The sequence below is a fragment of the Rhodovulum sp. DZ06 genome, assembly GCF_050586345.1.
Taxonomy (GTDB): domain Bacteria; phylum Pseudomonadota; class Alphaproteobacteria; order Rhodobacterales; family Rhodobacteraceae; genus JBOCEF01.
In genome coordinates, this window is sequence record NZ_JBOCEF010000015.1 from 69,025 (window position 1) to 88,559 (window position 19,535).

The window sequence follows — 19,535 nt, forward strand, 5'->3', positions numbered from 1 at the left end:
CTCGCGCCACGACTCATTAACCGCGCCGTGGTTAGGAAAGGGTTCACGGCGCGACTGGACGCCCGCCCCCCCCGCGGCTATCCCCGGAGGAGACCCAGAAGGACCGAGGAGACCCCGAATGGCCCGATCCCTGTTCGGCACCGACGGCGTGCGCGGCGAAGCGAACCGGCATCCGATGACGGCGGACGTGGCCATGCGCCTCGGCCAGGCCGCGGGGCGGCATTTCCGGCGCGGCGGGCGGCGGCGGCACTCGGTCGTCATCGGCAAGGACACGCGGCTGTCGGGCTACATGATCGAACCGGCGCTGACGGCGGGCTTCATCTCGGTCGGGGTGGACGTGTTCCTGCTCGGCCCCGTGCCGACCCCGGCGGTGGGGATGCTGGCGCGCAGCCTGCGGGCGGATGCGGGGGTGATGATCTCCGCCTCGCACAACCCCTTCCAGGACAACGGGATCAAGCTGTTCGGCCCCGACGGGTTCAAGCTCTCGGACGCCGAGGAAGAGGCGATCGAGGCGCTGATGGACAAGGGCCCGGGCCTGGCCGCCCCCGAGGACCTGGGCCGCGCGCGGCGGATCGAGGACGGGCGGGGGCGCTATGTCGAGGCGGTGAAATCCAGTTTCCCGCGCGAGCTGTCGCTGGCGGGGATGCGCATCGTGGTCGACTGCGCCAACGGCGCCGCCTACCGCACCGCGCCGACGGTGTTGTGGGAGCTGGGGGCCGAGGTGATCGCGCTTGGCGACGACCCGGACGGGACCAACATCAATGACGGCGTCGGCTCCACCGCCCCCGAGGCGTGCCGGCGCAAGGTGATCGAGACGCGGGCCGATATCGGCATCGCGCTCGACGGCGACGCCGACCGCATCCTGGTGGTGGATGAGCGCGGCGAGGTGGTGGACGGCGACCAGATCATGGCGCTGATCGCCGGGACCTGGGCGAAGAAGGGCCTGTTGAAGGGCGGCGCGTTGGTGGCGACGGTGATGTCGAACCTCGGGCTGGAACAGCATCTCGAGGGCCTCGGCGTCCGCCTGATCCGCACCAGGGTCGGCGACCGTTACGTGGTCGAGGAGATGCGCGCGGGCGGCTATAACCTTGGCGGCGAGCAGTCGGGGCATATCGTGATGTCCGACCACGCGACCACCGGCGACGGGCTGCTGGCGGCGTTGCAGGTGCTGGCCGCGGTGGTGGAGGAGAACCGCCCGGCCTCCGAGGTCCTGGCGCGGTTCAAGCCGCTGCCGCAGGTCCTCAAGAACGTGCGGGTGAAGGGGTCGGCCGACGCGGTGCTGGCGCTGGCCCCGGTGAAGGACGCGATCGCGGCGGGCGAGGCGCGGCTTGCCGGGACCGGGCGGGTGCTGATCCGAAAATCGGGCACCGAGCCGTTGATCCGGGTGATGGCCGAGGGCGCGGATGCGGCCCTGGTCGAGGCGGTCGTGGACGGGATCTGCGACGCGGTGCGCGCGGCGGGCTGAGGCGCGGGCTGACAGGCGGGCTGAGGCGCGGGCTGACAGGCGGGCCGGGGCGCGGGCGGGCGCCGCCTCGCGGGAGGCGCGTCCGCCAGCCGAAGAGATCGTCCACAGATTGCAAGGCGCGGCGAATATTCACCAAGACAGAAATCGGGTCTCCTTGTACGAAACCTTACGACGCGCCTGCCGCGTCCGATTTTCTCAAGGAGCATCCTCATGCGTATCGCGTCCCTGCGCGCCGCCGCCCTCGGCGCTGCAGTCATCGCCGCCCCCGCCGGGGCCGCGACGCTCGAAGTCACCTTCACCGATTACTATTCCGCCCAGTCCTCGCCGCCCGGCGCGTCGGTCACGCTGCGCTTCGCGACGCCGGACGCGGGCACGACCGTGTTCACCGCGACCGACCTGGTGGACCGCTACTGGACCAATGCCGCCAGCCTCGCCTCCAACGCCACCTATTTCAGCGGCTCGGGCGTCCTCATCACCTGGCACGAGCAGTACGGCCCCTACCCGGCCTCCAACTTCGACGCCAATGTCTACCTGATGACCGGTTCGCTGACCGTGAACCCCCTCGCCCCCGCCGCCAACCCGACGATGAGCTACGGCTTCAAGTTCATCGACTACTGGGACCCGGCGATGACGCTGGACGACCGGGCCTATTGGTGGACCTACACCAGCGGCGTGAACTGGCGCTCCTACTGGCGCTATGACGACTCGCAGCAGGCGTCGCCCTCGCTCGTCACCCTGTCGAGCGCGGTCTACGATTCCACGGCCACCAGCTTCGCCGCCGCCGCCCCCTCGGACGTGCCGGTCCCGGCCGCGGGCGGGCTGCTGGCGCTGGCCCTCGGCGCCCTCGGCCTGCGCGCCCGCCGCCGCCGCTGACGCGGACGCCTCCCCCCGCCCGTCGCGCGACGGCGCCGGGCGAGGGGATGGGGGAGAGAGCGCGAGAGAGGGGGAAGGGGACGCGTCCCCTTCCCCCTCTCTCGTCATCCCGCAGGGACATGCCGCCCCACTGGCGCAAACCCCGCGCGCGCGGTAAACAACCGCCCGCCGGGGCCATTCCGCCCCGCGCGCAGCCCGCAGGACCCGATCCCATGTCCCAGCCGCACCCGACGATCCGCCCGCAGCCCGGCATCATGGGCATCTCGCTCTATGTCGGCGGCGCCTCCAAGGCGCCGGGCGTGAACGCGCCCCTCAAGCTCAGCTCGAACGAGAACCCGCTCGGCCCCTCCCCCCGCGCCATCGCGGCGTACAAGGCCGCGGCGGACAGCCTCCACCGCTACCCCGACAGCGGGCACGAGGAGCTGCGCCGCGCCATCGCCGAGGTCGAGGGCCTGGACCATAGCCTCATCACCTGCGGCGCCGGGTCGGACGAGATCATCGCCTTCCTCTGCCAGGCCTATGCCGGGCCGGGCGACGAGGTGCTGCACACCAAGCACGGCTTCTCGATGTACAGCATCAGCGCGCGCGCCAATGGCGCGACGCCGGTCGAGGCGCCCGAGACGGCGGACTACACCACCGACGTGGACGCCCTTCTGGCCGCCTGCACCGAGCGCACGAAGCTCGTCTTCATCGCCAATCCCAACAACCCGACCGGGACCATCATCCCGGACGCCGAAGTCGCGCGCCTCGCCGACGGCATCCCGCCGCAGGCGCTGCTGGTCCTCGACGGCGCCTATGCCGAATATGTCCGCCGCCCGGGCTATGACGCGGGCAAGGCGCTGGTCGAGAGCCGCGAGAACGTGGTGATGACCCGCACCTTCTCGAAGATCCACGGCCTCGCCGCCCTGCGCCTCGGCTGGGGCTATGCGCCCGGTCACGTGACCGAGGTGCTGAACCGCGTGCGCGGGCCGTTCAACGTCACCGACCCGGCGATCAAGGCCGGCATCGCCGCCATCCGGGACACCGAGTGGCGCGAGCGTTGCGCGACCCTCAACGAGGTGTGGCGCGACTGGCTGTCGAAGAAGCTCGCCGCCATCGGGATGCCGTGCCTTCCGTCCGAGGGGAACTTCATCCTCGCCCGCGTGGGCCGCGAGCGCACCGCGGCGGCGGATGAGTTCTTCAAGTCCCGCGGCCTGATCCTGCGGCGGGTGGACGGCTACCAGCTGCCCGATTTCATCCGCATCACCGTGGGCGACGAAGAGGGCTGCCGCCGCGTCGCCGCCGCCGCCGAAGAGTTCATGAAAGGGGGCGCCTGATGCAGGACCACCCCGTCGCGCAGGCCGCCCGGGCCGCGCCGCTGTTCGACCGGATCGCGCTGATCGGCCTCGGCCTGATCGGCTCGTCCATCGCCCATGCCTGCCGCCGCGCGGGCCTGGCGCGCCATGTCGCCGGCTACGCCCGGTCCCCGGAGACGCGCGAGACGGCGGCGAAGCTCGGCTTTCTCGACAGCGTGCATGACCTCGCCTCCGACGCCGTCGAGGGCGCGGACCTGGTCATTCTCTGCGTGCCCGTCGGCGCCATGGGCCCGGTGACGAAGGAGATCGCGGACGCGCTGAAGCCCGGCGCGATCCTGTCCGACGTCGGCTCCACCAAGGGCTCGGTCATCGCGCACACCGCCCCGCACGTGCCGCAGGGCGTGCAGTTCATCCCCGCGCACCCGCTGGCGGGCACCGAGCATTCGGGCCCCGAGGCGGGCTTCGCCGAGCTTTATGACAACCGCTGGTGCATCCTGACGCCGCTGCCGGGGAACGACCCCGCGGCGGTCGCCCGGCTGCGCAAGTTCTGGGAGGGCATGGGCGCCAATGTCGACGAGATGGACCCGGACCATCACGACCTGGTGCTGGCCGTCACCTCGCACACGCCGCACCTGATCGCCTACACGATGGTGGGCGTGGCGGACGACCTGCAGCGGGTGACGAATTCCGAGGTCATCAAGTACTCGGCCGCGGGTTTCCGCGACTTCACCCGCATCGCGGCGTCGGATCCGACGATGTGGCGGGACGTGTTCCTCAACAACAAGGAGGCGACGCTGGAGATCCTCGGGCGCTTCACCGAGGAGCTGTTCGCCCTGCAGCGGGCGATCCGCACCGGCGACGGGAACATGCTGCACGACTATTTCACCCGCACCCGCGCCATCCGCCGCGGGATCATCGAGGCGGGCCAGGACACCGACCTTCCCGATTTCGGCCGCATGCCGGTGCGCCGGGACTGACGGCTTCGGAGGGTTTGAAATGCTGCGGGCCGCCCTATCGGGCGGCCCGTTTGCGTTGGCGCGCGGCTTCGGGCGGCAGCGAGGGGCGGCGCAGGGGAGGAAGGCCGGCAGGCCTTCCTCCCCGTCGACGCGGTGCGTCGACCCCCTCCATCCGCATACGGAAGGTTGCGCGCGTGGCGCCCGTTGCGCGAGACATTCGAACGGGGCGCACCTGTAGACCGGGGAGCCCCGGCTCAGCGCGGCAGGGTCAGGCGAGGGGCCTGGCCGATCGGGGCCGGGCCGATGAAGACCCGCCCGCCGGCGAAGCGCAGCGGCGCCTCGATCCCGTTCCCCTTGCCCGACAGGAAGGACAGCACCTCGAGCGCGCCGCGCACCGCCTCGGCGGTATTGGCGTCGAGCGCGCCCGACGCCTGCGCGGCCTTCAGCGCGGCGCGCCAGTTCTCCGCCCGCACCGTCATCTCGCCCTCGGGATAGCCCGCGGCGTCCACCGCCACCGCCCCGGCGACGCGCAGCGACAGCGGCCCCCAGGCCAGCTTCGACGGCCGGACGCGCACCGAGGTCAGCCGCGCGCCCCCCGCCTCGGCCGCGCGCAGGCCCAGCGGCTGCGCGAAGCCCAGCGTCGCGTCCACCAAGAGCTCCGCCGCCACGTCCGGCAGCGCCTCGCCCAGGTTCATCAGCCCGGTCAGCGCCTCGGGCGGGCGCACCTGGCTGGCGGTGACCGAGAGGTCATAGGCGTTCGGCCCGTCCGAGGGCATCGGCGTCTCGGCCTCGCGCAGCGCGGCCAGGATCCGCTCGGCGCCCACCGTCCAGGCCGCCGCGCCCCCGGCGGCCACCCCCTCGACGCTCAGCCCGTCGCCCTCCAGCACCGCGCGGCGCAGGCGCAGCGCGGTCTCGGGCGCCACGGCCACCGAGGCGCGCAGCCGCTCCGAGCGCAGCTCCGCCCGCCCGCCGGGGGCGGCGAATGACTGCCGCTCGGGGAAGGCGACGATGGCCCGGTCGGGGCGGTAGGAGAGCTGCAGCACCTGCACCAGCGGCGCCTGCCAGGCCCAGCCCGCATCGGGGTCCGAGAGGATCAGCTCCTCCAGCGACAGGTCCACGCGGTTCGGGAAGCCCGAGACGGCAGCGTCCTGCACCTCGGCCGCCCAGCCCGCGGCGCGGCGGCTTTCAAGCCAGCCGAGCACGCCTTCCTTCTGCGCGGTGGCGGCGATCCACCACCATCCGCCCCAGAGGGCGGCGGCGAGGACCAGGAGGCCGGTGAGGGCGGCGATGCCATTCAAGCGGAACATGGGCGGCCTTTCGGGGAGCTGTCTGCGGCGACGGTTGAGAGGGGATATAGGACGGCGCGGCCCGGAAGCGCGAGGGGGCGATCCGGCGCGGGCGGGCGAGCGGGGGCCGCCGCGCCGCCGCGCGCCCTTCGCCGCCCGTGCCTCGGCGCGGCGCGGGCGCGCCGAGCGGGGGGCTCGCCCCCCCGAGGCCGGCCGCACTCCGCCTGGCGGGCGCGGCGCCGGGACCGCCCGCGCCGCCGCCCGGGGGCGGAGCCCCTTCCCAGCCGCGCGCCCGCGCGCTATCCCTCGGGCCATGACCACGCCCCTGCCCCGCCCGGCCCCCGCCGGACCGCTCGCGACCGGAGACCTCTGGGTCTTCGGCTATGGCTCGCTGCTCTGGCGGCCCGGTTTCGAACATGCCGAGACCCGCCGCGCCGCCGCCCCCGGCTGGCGCCGCGCCTTCTGCCTGCGCTCGATCCGCTATCGCGGCACTACGGATTTCCCCGGCCTCGTGCTCGCGCTCGACTTCGCGCCGCACATGGCCTGCGAGGGGCTCGCCTTCCGCGTCCCGCCCGAACATGTCCAGGCCGCCCGCGACTACCTGCACGAGCGGGAGATGGGCACGCGCTCCTATCTCGAATGCTGGCCGGAACTGGTGCTGGAGGACGGAACGCGGGTGCGCGGCCTCGCCTATGCCATCGACCGCACCCACCCGTCCTATGTGCGCCTGCCGCTGTCCGAGCAGGCCGACATCATCGCCCGCGCCCATGGCCCCGCGGGACCGAACGCCGAGTACCTGCACAACACCGCCGCGCATCTGCGCGAGCTGGGCGTGCATGACGCCGAGCTCGAGGCGCTGGACGCAAGGGTGCGCGAGCTGGCGGGCTGAGGCCCAAGCGCCGGGACGCAACGAAAAAGGCCCGGCGTCGCCGCCGGGCCTTTTCGCATCGCTCGGGGTCTTCCCCCTCGGGGGCGTCAGCCCCGGCGCGTCACTTGCGCGCCGCGGCGGCGGCCGCCTGGTGCTTCTGCAGCGCCGAGAACCACTCGCCCGAGGCGCGCATCCGCTGCAGGCCCTGGTTCAGCCGCTCCACCGTGCGCCGCCCCTGGGCCGAGGCGCGCGGGGCGACCGCGTGCAGCGTGCGCAGCGTCGCGAGGCCCTCGAGCTCCCGCACCCGGCGCGCGGCGCCCGGCAGCGCGGCCAGCGTCTCCTCCGCCGTGGCGCTGTCGACCGAGACCACGTTCACCTCGCCTGCCATCAGCGCGCGGAAACAGTCCCGCGCGGTCGGCGGGGCGACCAGGGACACGTTCGGCTCCACCAGGCCCTCGGCCTCGAGATCGCCGACGAACATCCCGTCCGGGCGGCAGATGCGCGAGCCCTGGAGCGCGTCGTGGCTGTCGGCGCCCATGTAGTCGGAGTTCTGCAGGGTGTAGAAGCTCAGCACCACCTCGAAGAACGGCTCGGAGAAGTCGAAGCTGCGGCAGCGCGCGCGGCTTTCGGCCCCGAGGCCGGGGCGCCCGCAATCGGGGCGCACCCAGGGGAAGCCGACATCGTAGCCGCCGCCGGGCAGCAGCGCGGTCAGCTGCGCGGCCCAGTCGGGGGCGTATTCGATCTCGAGGCTCGCGGGACGGCCCGAGGCGCCGAGCGCGAGGCGCATCATCTCGGCGAAGACGCCGCCGCCGGGCAGCGCGCCGTCGGAATAGGGCGCCGCGCCGTCGACGCCGATGAAGCGCACATCCGCGGTCGCGCCGGGGCGCACCGGCTCGGGCGCGCGCACGCGGGCTTCGACCGGGGCCTCGACCGGGGCGCCGCCAGGGGCGCCGGGCGCGGCCGCCGCGGGGGCGGTCGCCGCGGCGCCGGGCGCCTCGCCGATGCAGGGGATGCGCAGCGGCATGCCCACTTCGATCAGGTTCGGGTTGGGGCCGATCACCTCGGTGTTGGCGAGGTAGATCAGCTCGAAATTCGTCGCGCCATAGGCGCGCTCGGCGATCAGGGCGAGCGTGTCGCCCCGCTGCACGGTGTATGTCTGTCCGCAGGAGATGTCCTGCGCGCGCGTCTGCGCCTGCGCCCCTGCGGCGCCGAACAGCATGGCTGCGGCGGCCGCCGCGGCCCCCGCGATCCCTCCGATGCGCATCCGTCCCCTCCTACTCGCCCCGTCACGCCAAGCAAATCATGGCGCAACGGTAGCCAAAGCGTGGCCGATGCGCCAGACTCTTCATCTCACGTTATCAAATGCTTGAGAAGGCGGCGTTTCACGGCGTGGCGGCGGGCCGCGGCGCCCGGCCTGGCGGCGGGGAGGGTCGGCGGCGGCCCGCTCAGGCGGCCGAGACCAGCAGCGCGGCGCCCTCGTGGCCGCGCACCACCACCTCGGCCCCCGCGGCGGGGGCGGCGGCGGGCGCGGCGGCGGCGGCGTCGTCGGGCGCAAGCCGCGCCTTCCAGCGCACGCCGTCGATCTCCACCGCCCCCTGCCCGGCGGCGAAGTCCTGGGTGACCAGCGCGGTGCGCCCCACCAGCCGCGCGGCGCGGTTGTTCAGGCCCGGGCGCGGCGTCGCGCCGGTCAGGGCCCGCATCACCGGGCCGCGCGCGGCCAGCACGGTCGCGACCGAGACCGCGGCGAAGATGGCGAGCTGCCACGCCCCGCTCAGCCCCGGGACGACCAGCAGCGCGACGGCCACCGCGGCGGCGGCCAGCGCGAACCACATCAGCACGAAGCCCGTCACCGCCAGTTCGGCCGCCGCCAGCACGATGGCGAGCACCGCCCAGAGCCAGGGCGAGGCGCCGTCGAGGAAGGAGAGGATCGGCAGGTCCATCAGCGGTCCCCCTCGGGCTTGAGCGCGTCGACCAGCGACGCCGCCCCGCCCCAGGGCTGGACCGGGGCCGAGGGCCCGTCGCCGCCGGGGGCGGAGCCGCCGGAGCCGGAGCCGGAGCCGCCCGGGGCGCCCGAGCCGCCGCCGGTCCCGCCGCCATTGCCGCCGCCGCGGGGCCGCGTGTCGCCCGCCGCGCGGGCGATCTCGGCGATGCCGGCCACGGCGCCGATCAGGTTCGACGCCTCGAGCGGCATCAGCACGGTCTTGGAGCTGGGCGAGGAGCCGATGCCCTGCAGCGCCTCGGTATAGCGTTGGGCGACGAAGTAGTTCACCGCCTGGATGTCGCCCTCGGCGATGGCGCGGCTGACCATCTCGGTCGCCCGCGCCTCGGCCTCGGCCGACCGCTCGCGCGCCTCGGCGTCCAGGAACGCGGCCTGGCGGCGGCCCTCCGCCTCGCGGATCTGGGCCTCCTTCTCGCCCTCGGCATCGAGGATCGCGGCCTGCTTGCGGCCCTCGGCGGTCAGGATCTCGGCGCGCTTGTCGCGCTCGGCCTTCATCTGGCGGGCCATGGACTGGATGATGTCGTTGGGCGGCGCGAGGTCCTTGATCTCGACCCGCGTGACCTTCACGCCCCAGGGGTTGGAGGCGTCGTCGATCACCCCGAGCAGCTTGCCGTTGATGGCGTCGCGGTTGGAGAGCACCTCGTCGAGGTCCATGGCGCCGATCACGGTGCGGATGTTGGTCATGGCGAGGTTGTTGAGCGCGCGCGTGAGGTCGCGCACCTCGTAGGCCGCGGCGGCGCTGTCGACCACCTGGTAGAAGGCGACGGCGTCGGCGCGCACCTGCACGTTGTCGCGGGTGATCACCTCCTGCTCGTCGATGTCGAGCACGGTCTCCATCATGTTCAGGCGGCGGCCGACGCGGTCCATCACCGGGATCACGAAATTGAGGCCGGGATGGAGGGTGCGCACGAAGCGCCCGAAGCGTTCGACGGTCCATTCCTCGCCCTGCGGCACCGATTTGACCGAGAGCAGGGTGAAGATGATCGCGAAGATCACGAGGGCGATCGCGGCGCCGGAATCGAACAGGAGCGCGGTGTCCAACATGTCCATGGGCCTCTCCCAAGGCAGGGCGGAGAAAAGGAAGGCGTTCCGCCGAATGGATCACAAATGGTTACGGCGCCTCACGACGTCGAGAGCCGCGCGCGCGGGCGCGGGCGCGCGCGCGGCCGCAGCGGGATTTGCGCAACACTTGAGAGCGGGCGGAGGGCCGGGCGCCGGACTGGGGAGGATCGGCGCGGCGTGGGGCGGGCCGGGAACGGCGCGGCGGGCGGCGGGCAAGAAAAAAGCGCGGCGGCAGGTCCCCCCTGCACCGCCGCGCTCCACGTCGCCTGTCCGGACGACGTTCATGGCTCGGACCCCGCCCGGATACGCTGGACGCGGCCGCCAATCGTCTGTGGATGCTCGTCGGATCCCCCTCGACCCGACGCGGCGTCCCCTTGCGGGTCCACGCAAACGCAACCTTCGACTTTCCGCCCGTCAGGCCTGGGGGCCCTGGGGGCGTTTCCCGCAAAACGCTCGGGATACTGCTGACGCTGCACTCATCTACGCTCAAGCCGCCGTGGCGGCTGAAGACAACCTGCACGTCGCGTGAACCTCCTGAAAAGGAAAACAGCAGTTTTTGTAAATCGGGTACGGCATTTTGCGACCAACGGGTCAAATGCGGCGCCCATTGCTCGCGCTCAGGTTGCATTTGCATCCTGTCGCCGCGGATTTGTGGCGGCTTCGGAGACGAATCATGGGTTTCACAGATTTTCGTGGCGAAATATGATTCGGATCAGCCGCATTTGGAGTGTCCGCATTCCTGACAGGTGAGGCAGCCTTCCACCTTGCGCATCGCGTATCTGCCGCAATTGGGGCAGGCCGGGCCGCGCGGCGGGCTGTCCGCCCCCCTTTCGGGCGCCGTTTCGGCCGCCCCGGGGGCGAGGGCGCCGCGGGCGGTCCCGTCGATGAAGCCGATGGAGATCATGTGCGTCTCGATCGTCTCGCCGATGGCGGCGAGGATCGAGGGCACGTAGCGCCCCTGCATCCAGGCGCCGCCGCGCGGGTCGAACACGGCCTTGAGCTCCTCGACCACGAAGGACACGTCGCCGCCGCGGCGGAACACGGCCGAGATCATCCGGGTCAGGGCCACGGTCCAGGCGTAGTGCTCCATGTTCTTGGAGTTGATGAACACCTCGAACGGGCGGCGGCGGCCGCCCTCCTCCACGTCGTTGACGGTGATGTAGATCGCGTGCTCGGATTCCGGCCACTTGATCTTGTAGGTCATGCCCGGAAGCTCTCCGGGACGGCTCATGGGGTGCTCGGACCAGTCGCCGTCGATGGGCGCCGGGGCGGGGGGCTTCGGCTGCGCCTGCGGGGCGGGCGGCGCGGCGGCTTCGAGCACCGAGCCCGTCACCGCGTTGGGCCGGTAGGTCGTGCAGCCCTTGCAGCCCTGGTCCCAGGCCATCCGGTAGACCTGTTTGAACTCCGCGAAGGAGATGTCCTCGGGCAGGTTGATGGTCTTGGAGATCGAGCTGTCGACCCAGGCCTGGGCCGCGGCCTGCATCCGCACGTGCTCTTCCGGGGCCAGGGACTGGGCGTCGACCACGTGGTCCGGCAGCGGCGCGTCGCCGAAGCGGTCGCGCCAGACCTGGACGGCGTGGTCGACCACCTCTTCCGTCTTCTTCGAGCCGTCGCGCTGGATCACCGTGCGGCGGTACGAGAGGGCGAAGATCGGCTCGATCCCCGAGGACACGTTGCCCGCGAGCAGGGAGATGGTCCCCGTGGGCGCGATGGAGGTCAGCAGCGCGTTGCGCAGCCCGTGGGCGCGGATCGCCGCCTGCACCTCGGGGCCGAGCCGGGTCGCCATGTCGCCCGCCGCCAGCGCCTCGCGGTCGCAGAGGGGGAAGGCGCCCTTCTCGGCCGCCAGCGCGGCGCTTTCGAGATAGGCCGCGCGGGCGAGGCATTTCAGCCAGCGCGCCGTCGCCTCGGCCGCGTCCTCGGCCCCGTAGCGCAGCCCGGTCATCGCCAGCGCATCGGCGAGGCCGGTGACCCCGAGGCCGATGCGCCGCTTGGCCCGCGCCTCCGCCTCCTGCTGCGGCAACGGGAAGCGCGAGGCGTCGACCACGTCGTCCAGCATGCGCACGGCGAGGCGGGTGAGACGCTCCAGCTCGCCCTCGTCCAGCGCGGCGGCGGGCCCGAACGGGTCGTTGACCAGCGCGGCGAGGTTGACCGAGCCGAGCAGGCACGCGCCATAGGGCGGCAGGGGCTGCTCGCCGCAGGGATTGGTGGCGGAGATGGTCTCGGCGTAGTTCAGGTTGTTGAGGCGGTTGATCCGGTCGATGAAGATCACCCCCGGCTCGGCCACGTCGTAGGTGGCCTGCATGATCCGGTCCCACAGGGCGCGGGCGCGGATGGTCCGGAAGGTGCGGCCCCCGAAGACCAGCGGCCAGTCGGAATCCGCCTCGACCGCCGCCATGAACGGGTCGGTGACCAGGACCGAGAGGTTGAAGTTGCGCAGGCGGGCCGGGTCGCGCTTGGCCTCGACGAAATCCTCGATATCCGGGTGATCGCAGCGCAGCGTCGCCATCATCGCGCCGCGCCGGGCGCCCGCGGACATGATCGTGCGGCACATCGAATCCCACACATCCATGAAGGGGATCGGCCCGGCGGCGTCGGCGGCCACCCCGTCGACCTGCGCGCCCTTCGGCCGGATGGTCGAGAAGTCATAGCCGATGCCGCCGCCCTGCTGCAGCGTCAGCGCCGCTTCCTTCAGCGCGTCGAAGATGCCCGGCATGCTGTCGGGGATGGTCCCCATCACGAAGCAGTTGAACAGGGTGACCGAGCGGTCCGTGCCCGCCCCGGCCAGGATCCGCCCCGCCGGGATCACCTTGAAATCGTGCAGCGCCGCCTGGAAGCGGGGGGCCCAGAGGTCCGGCTCCGCCTCCTCGGCCGCCAGCGCATGGGCGACGCGGGACCAGGTGTCCTCGACCGCCGCGTCCAGCGGCGCGCCCGAGGCGTCCTTGAGGCGGTATTTCATGTCCCAGATCTGCGCGGAGATCGGGGCGGCGAACGTGTACATCCTGCGCCTCCGGGGCTGGCGGACCGCAACGGCTTGCGTGGGTCCAGAGGTAGGCCCCCGCGCCGGGGCGGTCAACGCGCCCGGCCGGCGGGCCCGTCCCGGACAAAGCGTCGAAAAGTTGCGAAATCCTTGAGACGGGCGCCGGGCACGGGCGCGGCCCCCTCGCCATCCGCGGCCGATGGCGCTATCACCCGGCGCCATGGCCAAGCTTTATTTCACCTACTCCTCGATGAACGCGGGCAAGTCGACGCTGCTGCTGCAGGCGTCCTACAACTACCGCGAGCGGGGCATGGGCACCTTGCTGCTGACCGCCGCGCTGGACGACCGCGCGGGGGCCGGGACCATCGCGTCGCGCATCGGCATCGCCGACCGGGCCGAGCTGTATGCCGACGGGGACGATCTGTTCGAGCGCCTGCGGGCGCGGCAGGCGGAGGCGGCGGCGGCCGACGGTCCCGACCTCGCCTGCGTGCTGGTGGACGAGGCGCAGTTCCTCAGCCCCGCCCAGGTCTGGCAGCTGGCGCGGGCGGCGGATGACCTCGGGCTGCCGGTGATGTGCTACGGGCTGCGCACGGATTTCCGGGGCGAGCTGTTCCCCGGCTCGGCCGCGCTGATGGCGATCGCGGATTCGCTGCGCGAGGCGCGCACGATCTGCCATTGCGGGCGCAACGCGACCATGGTCGCGCGGCTGGACGCCGAGGGGCGGGCGATGGCCGAGGGCGCCCAGGTCGAGGTCGGCGGCAACGAGCGGTACGTGGCGCTGTGCCGGTCCCACTGGCGCACGGCGCTGGAGACCGGCGCGCCGGTCCCGGCGCCCGTGAAGGTGGATCGCTGAGCCCGCCGGCGCCCGCCGGCCGGGCGGCGGCGGCATCCTGCACGCATCGTTAACGAAAACCCCGCCCCGGCGGCGCTTTCCACCCCTTGCAACCCCGCCCCACGGCGCCTATCGTTTTTCCCTACGAGGACGGCAGCCGCGCTCCATGCGCGGCTGCCGGTCGTTTTGCGGGCCCCGCGCCCCCGCGAAGCGGCCCGGCGCCTCGGGCCCCTCGCGCCGCTCCGGGTCATCCCGGACCGGGGCGGGCGACACGGGCCCCGGCGGCGCGGCGGAATATGAAAATCGCGCGCCCGACGGCCAGGCAAGGGCCCCGGGCGGCGCGCAAGAGAACGAGGAAGCGCAGGCATGGAAAAAGTGCCCATGACGGCGAACGGATTCGCCGCGCTGGACCGGGAGCTGAAGACTCTCAAGACCGAGAAGCGCCCGGCGGTGATCGCCGCGATCGCGGAAGCGCGCGAGCATGGCGACCTGTCCGAGAACGCGGAATACCACGCCGCGCGCGAGCAGCAGTCCCATATCGAGGGCCGGATCCAGGAGCTCGAGGGCCTGATCTCGCGGGCCGAGGTGATCGACCCGTCGAAGATGTCCGGGTCGATCAAGTTCGGCGCCACCGTCAAGCTGGTGGACGAGGACACGGACGAAGAGAAGACCTACCAGATCGTGGGCGAGGTCGAGGCCGACATCGCCAATGGCAAGCTCAACCTCAAGTCCCCCCTCGCCCGCGCCCTGATCGGCAAGGAAGAGGGCGACAGCGTCGAGGTGATGACCCCCGGCGGCGGCAAGTCCTACGAGGTGCTCGAGGTCCGCTTCGTCTGACCCGGGCGGGGGCGCCGCGGCGCCCCCCAGTCGGCCCATGGGGCGGCGCCCGGCGCGCGGCTTTCGGGGCGCGCCCCCGCGCCCCCTTGGGACGGCTTCCAGGCGCCCTTCCGGGGCGACCTGTTACGCGCCCCCTTGGGGCGACAGCATACGCGCCCCTTTGGGGCGACACCTCACGCGCCCCTTTGGGGCGACACCTCACGCGCCCCTTTGGGGCGAAACCTCACGCGCCCCTTTGGGGCGACACCTCACGCGCCCCTTTGGGGCGACCCGGCCATGGGCCGCCCGCGCCGGGCGGCCCGGGCCAGGGCCCGGCCCCGAAGGCCCCGGCCCCAAGGCGAACGAAGCGGATCGCGCATGACCCAGGATGATCGACGCGCCCCCGGCGGCACGCCCGCCCCGCAAGGACCCGGCGCAGGCGCCGCGGCGGGGCTCGCCGCCGGTTGGCTGATCGCGGAAGGCGCCATCGGCTACGGGCTGCTGAGCGCGGGCGTCGCGCTCGCCCCCTCCGAGGCGGCGGCCCTCGCGCTCGCCGTCACCGCGCCGCCCGCGCTCGTCGCCGCCGTCGCCCTCTTCGCCCGCCGCGCCGCCCCGGCTTCCCCGGCCCTGCCGCGCGCCGAGGCCCCGCAGGCCGATCCCGCGAAGATCGGCCGCGCGGTGCAGGAGGCCGTGCGCGCCGCCCTCGCCGAAGAACGCGCCGCGCGGCAGGAGACGGAGGCCGCGCTGTCGGCCCGGCTCGACGCCGCGGCGGCCGAGCGCAGCCGCCTGCTGGCCCGGGTCGAGAGCCTGGCCGAGGGCGCCGCGCCCGCCGCGATGGAGGCGGACGCGCCCGCGCCCGAACCGGCCCGCGAACCCGCGCCCGGGATCACGCCCGCGCCGCGCCCCGAACCGGCCCCGGGCTTCGCCGAGGCCCCGGCCGCGCGCATCTCCGGCCCCGCGCCGACCCCCGCGCCGGAAGCGCCGCGGGTCGACCCTGCTCCGGGGGCCGCGACCGACGCCGAACCCGGCCTGCCCTTCGACGCGGCGCCCGCCGCCCCGGCCCCTGCCCCGGCGGCCCCTGCCCCGCGCCCCGCTGCGCGCCCGACCGAGACCGAGGCGCCGGAATCCGCGCTGACCACGACGATGCAGCTTTCGGACCTCGCCCCCCCGCCCGGGGCGATCGAGGAGGAAACCGCCCCCGAGGACGGCGCCGACTGGGACAGCCTTGCGCGCGCGCTCGACTTCCCGCGCGACGCCGATGACCGCGAGGGCTTCGCGGCGCTGGAGAAGGCCGTGCGCGACCCGCTGGTCTCGGACCTCTTGCAGGCGGCCGAGGACGCGCTGACGCAGCTCGCCCAGCACAATGTCTACATGGAGGACCTGTCGGTGGTCCCGGCGGCGCCCGAGGACTGGGCCGCCTTCACCGCGGGCGCGCGCGGGCCGCAGGCCTCGGCCATCGGCGGGGTGCAGGACGCCGAGGCGGTGGACACGGTGCGGGCCCTGTCGCGCCACGACTCGATCTTCCGCGACACCGCCCAGCACCTGATGCGCCGCTACGAGGCGCTGCTGCGCCGGGTGGCGGAGGAACCCGACGGCGCCGCCCAGATGCCGCGTATCGCGGATACACGCACCGGGCGGGCCTACATGCTCTCGGCCCGCGCGCTGGGGGCGTTCGACTGAGGCGCGCCGCAAGGGCGTGACGCAAAAAAGGGGCGGCCCGCCGGGGCCGCCCCTTTTCTCATCCCGCGGGGCGGGTCTTCAGGCGATCGGCCCGCCATGCCAGCGGGTGCGCAGCGCCAGCGCGAAGCCGCAGCCCACCGCCGCCATCGCCGCCGCCATCAGGTAGGTCATCCCCCCCGCCACCGGGTAGATCATCGCCGCCAGCGCCATGGAGCCCGCCACCAGCAGCCCCTGCCCCGCGGCGCCGTAGAGGCCCTGCGCCGCCGCGGCCAGTCGCTCGGGCGCCGCGGCCTGGATGAAGGCGATGGCCCCGAGATGCCCCGCCGCGAAGCTGACCGCGTGCAAGCCCTGCAGGGCCCAGAGCGCGGGGCCGACCGGGTCCAGCGCCATGGCGCTCCACCGCAGGGTCCCGGCGAGACCCGAGAGCGCGATGGTCCCCGCCGGGCCGAACTTGGCCACCAGCTTGCCGCCCCAGAGCAGCATCAGCGCGACCTCGACCGCCACGCCGAAGGCCCAGAGGGCGCCGATCTCTCCGTCCCCCAGCCCCAGCGCGCGCCAGTGGACCGAGCTGTAGGCGTAATAGACCGCGTGGGAGGACTGGGCGAAGCCGATGGCGGCGGTGAACACCAGGAAGCTGCGCGAGGTGATGAGGCGGGTGAAATCGGCCTTGCTCGGGCGCACCAGCGCCTTGGCGCGCCCGCCGCCGGGATGGGTGTAGCCCGAGAGGGCGGCGGCGGCGAAGAACCCGGCCATGACCGGGACGGCGATGCCGATCCCGACCCAGGCGACCAGCGATCCCATCGCGAGGCTGACCAGCAGGAAGGCGAGCGAGCCCGCGCTGCGGGCCTGGGCATAGCCGAAGCCGTAAACCCGCGCCGCCGCCGCCCCCAGCGCGTCGCCGAGCGGGATCATCCCCGAGAACGCCCCCGAGACCACCAGCGTCGCCAGCAGCAGCCACGGCCCGATGGGCGCCAGCGGGTGCGCCAGCGTCGCCGCCGCCCCGGTGAGCCCCAGCGCCAGCAGCACCGCCCGGCGCGCGTCGAGCCGGTCGGCCAGCGCGGGCACGAAGATCCCCGCCGCCACCCGCGCCGCCATCCCGGCGGCGGAATAGGCGCCGATCTCGGCGTCCGACAGGCCCTTGTCGGCCAGCCAGAGCGGCCAGAACGGCAGGAACACCCCCATCGCCGCGAAGGTGGCGGCGTAAAGGACCGCGGTCTGCAGCCCGGGGGCGGAGAGGATGGCGGGGCGCGGGGCGCTCATGCGCCGGCCTCCGCGCGGCGCCCGGCGCGGCCCGCGCGCGGCGCATGGCCGGGGCCGGTGCAGCGGGGGCGCGACGGCAGGCGGCTTGGGGCGCGGCGGGGCATGGCGGATCCTTCGGGGGGAAAGGCGGAGATGGTTTCGCCATAACACCGCTTTGCGGGTCCGAAAACCCGCCCCGCGCGCAGGGCCGGGCGCCGCGCGGCTCATCCCTCCCCGGGCGCCGGGCGGCCCGGGCGGCGGGAGCGGCGCGGCGGGAGCGGCGCGACATGATCGGGGCGCCGGACGCGGCGCGGCGCGGCGGGAGGCGCGACACGATCGGCGCGGCGGGAGGCGGGCGCGATCAAGGCTCGTGATGCGCGCGGCCAAAATCCTTCGCGTGTGCAGCAATGCGCGGCGGTGCTATGGTCCGCGCTTCCCGCCCCGCGCCGTCCCTGCAACACGGAGATCCCATGCCCGCCGACCAGACCCGCGCCGCCTTCCTGAAAGGGGCCTCGCACGGCGCCCCCTTCCTGCTGGTGGTGTTCCCCTTCGGCATGTTGTTCGGCGTGGTGGCGACCGAGGCCGGGCTCGACATCGTCGAGACGATGACCATGTCGGCGCTGGTGATCGCCGGGGCCTCTCAGTTCGCGACGCTGGAGCTTCTGCAGCAGGGCGCGCCCGCCTTCATCGCGGTGCTGACGGGGCTGGTGGTGAACATGCGCATGGCGATGTACTCGGCCTCGATGGCGCCGCATATCGGCAAGGCGCCGGGCTGGGCGCGCGCCGTCGCGGCCTATTTCCTGGTCGACCAGGTCTACGCGGTCTCGATCCGCCGCTTCACCGAGCGGCCGGAGATGACGGGGCCCGAGAAGCTGGCCTATTACTTCGGCGTCGCCGCGCCGGTCTGCCCGTTCTGGTACGTGGCGACCTGGCTGGGGATCGAGATCGGGGCGGCGATCCCGGCGTCCTGGTCGCTCGATTTCGCGGTGCCGATCTGTTTCTGCGCGGTGGCGGCGCCGATGCTGCGCGGGCTGCCGAACCTGCTGGCGGCGGGCGTCGCGATCGTGATCGCGCTGCTGCTGGCGGGGCTGCCCTACAATGCGGGCCTGATCGTCGCGGCGCTGGTCGGGATGGGCGTCGGCGCCTTCACCGAGCTGCGGATGGACGCGCTGCGGGCGCGGGCGGGCTTTCCCCCCGCCGGCCAGGCCGAGGAGACGGGCGCATGAATGGCGGGGTTTCCGACGCGACGCTCTGGGCGGCGATCCTGTCGCTGGGGCTGGGCACGTTCCTGGTGCGCTGGTCCTTCATCGGGGCGCTTGGCGGGCGGACGCTGCCGGACTGGGCGACGCGGCTGCTGCGCTATGTGCCGGTGACGGTGATCCCGGCGCTGGTGGCGCCGATGGTGGCCTGGCCCAAGGCGACGGGGGGCGAGCCCGACCCGGTGCGCGTCGCCGCCGCCTTCGCCGCGCTGGCCGTCGGCGCCGTCACCCGCAACGCCATCGCCGCCATCGTGGTCGGCATGGCGGTGATCTGGAGCGCGACGGCGCTGGGGATCTGAGGGCGCCTCAGTCCACCGGCAGGGCGGATCGGCGAGACACTTCCTTCAGCGAGAAGCTGCTCTGCATCCGCGCGACGCCCGGCAGGCTCGAGAGTTGTTCGCGGTGGATGCGGGCGAAGTCGTCGGCCCCGCGGGTGACGACCTTCAAGAGGTAATCCGCGGCGCCCGCCATCAGGTGGCACTCCATCACGTCCGGCAGGGCGGCGGCGGCGGCCTCGAAGGCCTCCAGCGCCTCGGTGCTCTGGCCCGCGAGGGTGATCTCCACGAACACGGTCGAGCCGCGCCCCAGCGCCCGCGGCGCCACGAGGGCGGCATATCCGCGGATCACGCCCTTCGCCTCCAGCCGCGCGACGCGGCGGTGGCAGGCCGAGGGCGACAGGTGCACCCGTGCGGCGAGGTCGGCGTTGGAGAGCCGCCCTTCCTGCTGCAACACGCGCAGGATCGCGCGGTCGATACGGTCGAGTTCGGGAGATTGTTCGATCTGGGCGCTCATACGCCGCAGCATATTGCGAGCCCCGGCTCCCGCCAAGCGCAACCGGATGCGGGTGGGAGCTCCTCCTCGACCGAGATCAGCGCCTCGTCGCCGTCGCTTTGCAGCGAGACGGCGTAGCCTTCCTTGGACAGGTTGT

17 protein-coding genes are annotated in these 19,535 nt (G+C 73.4%); 10 read left to right on the top strand and 7 right to left on the bottom strand.

Annotated features, from left to right (window positions below):
• The first annotated feature begins 118 nt into the window (after positions 1-118).
• From glmM to ACQ5SO_RS09095, 4 genes are all read left to right on the top strand, one after another.
• Positions 119-1,465: a phosphoglucosamine mutase gene (glmM, locus tag ACQ5SO_RS09080; protein ID WP_430941274.1), complete on the top strand. Its 1,347-nt coding sequence runs from the start codon at positions 119-121 to the stop codon at positions 1,463-1,465.
• A gap of 210 nt (positions 1,466-1,675) precedes the next feature.
• Complete coding sequence (locus tag ACQ5SO_RS09085) at positions 1,676-2,338, top strand: hypothetical protein (protein WP_430941275.1); 663 nt, start codon at positions 1,676-1,678, stop codon at positions 2,336-2,338.
• A 212-nt stretch (positions 2,339-2,550) separates the two neighbouring features.
• Positions 2,551-3,654, top strand: coding sequence for a histidinol-phosphate transaminase (hisC, locus tag ACQ5SO_RS09090; protein WP_430941276.1), 1,104 nt, complete (start codon positions 2,551-2,553; stop codon positions 3,652-3,654).
• A complete protein-coding gene (locus tag ACQ5SO_RS09095; RefSeq protein ID WP_430941277.1) occupies positions 3,654-4,610 on the top strand; it encodes a prephenate/arogenate dehydrogenase family protein in 957 nt (318 codons plus the stop codon). Before hisC ends, ACQ5SO_RS09095 begins: the two co-directional genes overlap by 1 nt.
• Before the next feature lie 233 nt (positions 4,611-4,843).
• Here ACQ5SO_RS09095 and ACQ5SO_RS09100 read toward each other — a convergent pair whose 3' ends face one another.
• Positions 4,844-5,896, bottom strand: a complete 1,053-nt coding sequence (locus ACQ5SO_RS09100; RefSeq protein WP_430941278.1) for a DUF2125 domain-containing protein — start codon at positions 5,894-5,896, stop codon at positions 4,844-4,846.
• Positions 5,897-6,188: 292 nt separating this feature from the next.
• Here ACQ5SO_RS09100 and ACQ5SO_RS09105 point away from each other — a divergent pair, with 292 nt between their 5' ends.
• Positions 6,189-6,764, top strand: a complete 576-nt coding sequence (locus ACQ5SO_RS09105; RefSeq protein WP_430941279.1) for a gamma-glutamylcyclotransferase — start codon at positions 6,189-6,191, stop codon at positions 6,762-6,764.
• A 100-nt stretch (positions 6,765-6,864) separates the two neighbouring features.
• Here the strand turns inward: ACQ5SO_RS09105 and ACQ5SO_RS09110 are convergent, their stop codons facing one another.
• The 4 genes from ACQ5SO_RS09110 to ACQ5SO_RS09125 all read right to left on the bottom strand — a co-directional run bounded on the left by ACQ5SO_RS09110 (position 6,865) and on the right by ACQ5SO_RS09125 (position 12,802).
• The gene (locus tag ACQ5SO_RS09110) at positions 6,865-8,007 is read right to left on the bottom strand and encodes a LysM peptidoglycan-binding domain-containing protein (RefSeq protein WP_430941280.1); all 1,143 of its coding nucleotides are present in this window, start codon (positions 8,005-8,007) and stop codon (positions 6,865-6,867) included.
• A 181-nt stretch (positions 8,008-8,188) separates the two neighbouring features.
• The gene (locus ACQ5SO_RS09115; RefSeq protein WP_430941281.1) at positions 8,189-8,683 is read right to left on the bottom strand and encodes an NfeD family protein; all 495 of its coding nucleotides are present in this window, start codon (positions 8,681-8,683) and stop codon (positions 8,189-8,191) included.
• The gene (locus tag ACQ5SO_RS09120; protein WP_430941282.1) at positions 8,683-9,792 is read right to left on the bottom strand and encodes an SPFH domain-containing protein; all 1,110 of its coding nucleotides are present in this window, start codon (positions 9,790-9,792) and stop codon (positions 8,683-8,685) included. The genes ACQ5SO_RS09115 and ACQ5SO_RS09120 overlap by 1 nt, the downstream gene beginning before the upstream one ends.
• Before the next feature lie 724 nt (positions 9,793-10,516).
• Positions 10,517-12,802 (bottom strand): adenosylcobalamin-dependent ribonucleoside-diphosphate reductase, encoded by a 2,286-nt coding sequence (locus ACQ5SO_RS09125; protein ID WP_430941283.1) that lies wholly within the window; start codon positions 12,800-12,802, stop codon positions 10,517-10,519.
• Between the two features lie 199 nt (positions 12,803-13,001).
• Between ACQ5SO_RS09125 and ACQ5SO_RS09130 the strand changes: the two genes are divergently transcribed.
• From ACQ5SO_RS09130 to ACQ5SO_RS09140, 3 genes are all read left to right on the top strand, one after another.
• Entirely contained in the window at positions 13,002-13,634 is a 633-nt protein-coding gene (locus ACQ5SO_RS09130; RefSeq protein WP_430941284.1) for a thymidine kinase, read from the top strand.
• A 345-nt stretch (positions 13,635-13,979) separates the two neighbouring features.
• Positions 13,980-14,450, top strand: coding sequence for a transcription elongation factor GreA (greA, locus tag ACQ5SO_RS09135; protein ID WP_430941285.1), 471 nt, complete (start codon positions 13,980-13,982; stop codon positions 14,448-14,450).
• Between the two features lie 357 nt (positions 14,451-14,807).
• Positions 14,808-16,109, top strand: a complete 1,302-nt coding sequence (locus ACQ5SO_RS09140; RefSeq protein WP_430941286.1) for a hypothetical protein — start codon at positions 14,808-14,810, stop codon at positions 16,107-16,109.
• A 78-nt stretch (positions 16,110-16,187) separates the two neighbouring features.
• Here ACQ5SO_RS09140 and ACQ5SO_RS09145 read toward each other — a convergent pair whose 3' ends face one another.
• A complete protein-coding gene (locus ACQ5SO_RS09145) occupies positions 16,188-17,369 on the bottom strand; it encodes an MFS transporter (RefSeq protein WP_430941287.1) in 1,182 nt (393 codons plus the stop codon).
• Between the two features lie 449 nt (positions 17,370-17,818).
• On the opposite strand from ACQ5SO_RS09145, the gene ACQ5SO_RS09150 reads away from it, so the two are divergent.
• Both ACQ5SO_RS09150 and ACQ5SO_RS09155 read left to right on the top strand, forming a co-directional pair.
• Entirely contained in the window at positions 17,819-18,574 is a 756-nt protein-coding gene (locus tag ACQ5SO_RS09150) for an AzlC family ABC transporter permease (RefSeq protein WP_430941288.1), read from the top strand.
• On the top strand, positions 18,571-18,906 hold the full coding sequence (locus ACQ5SO_RS09155) for an AzlD domain-containing protein (protein ID WP_430941289.1): 336 nt from the start codon (positions 18,571-18,573) through the stop codon (positions 18,904-18,906). The genes ACQ5SO_RS09150 and ACQ5SO_RS09155 overlap by 4 nt, the downstream gene beginning before the upstream one ends.
• 7 nt (positions 18,907-18,913) lie before the next feature.
• On the opposite strand, the gene ACQ5SO_RS09160 is transcribed toward ACQ5SO_RS09155, so the two are convergent.
• Positions 18,914-19,399, bottom strand: a complete 486-nt coding sequence (locus ACQ5SO_RS09160; RefSeq protein WP_430941290.1) for an Lrp/AsnC family transcriptional regulator — start codon at positions 19,397-19,399, stop codon at positions 18,914-18,916.
• Between the last annotated feature and the right edge of the window lie 136 nt (positions 19,400-19,535).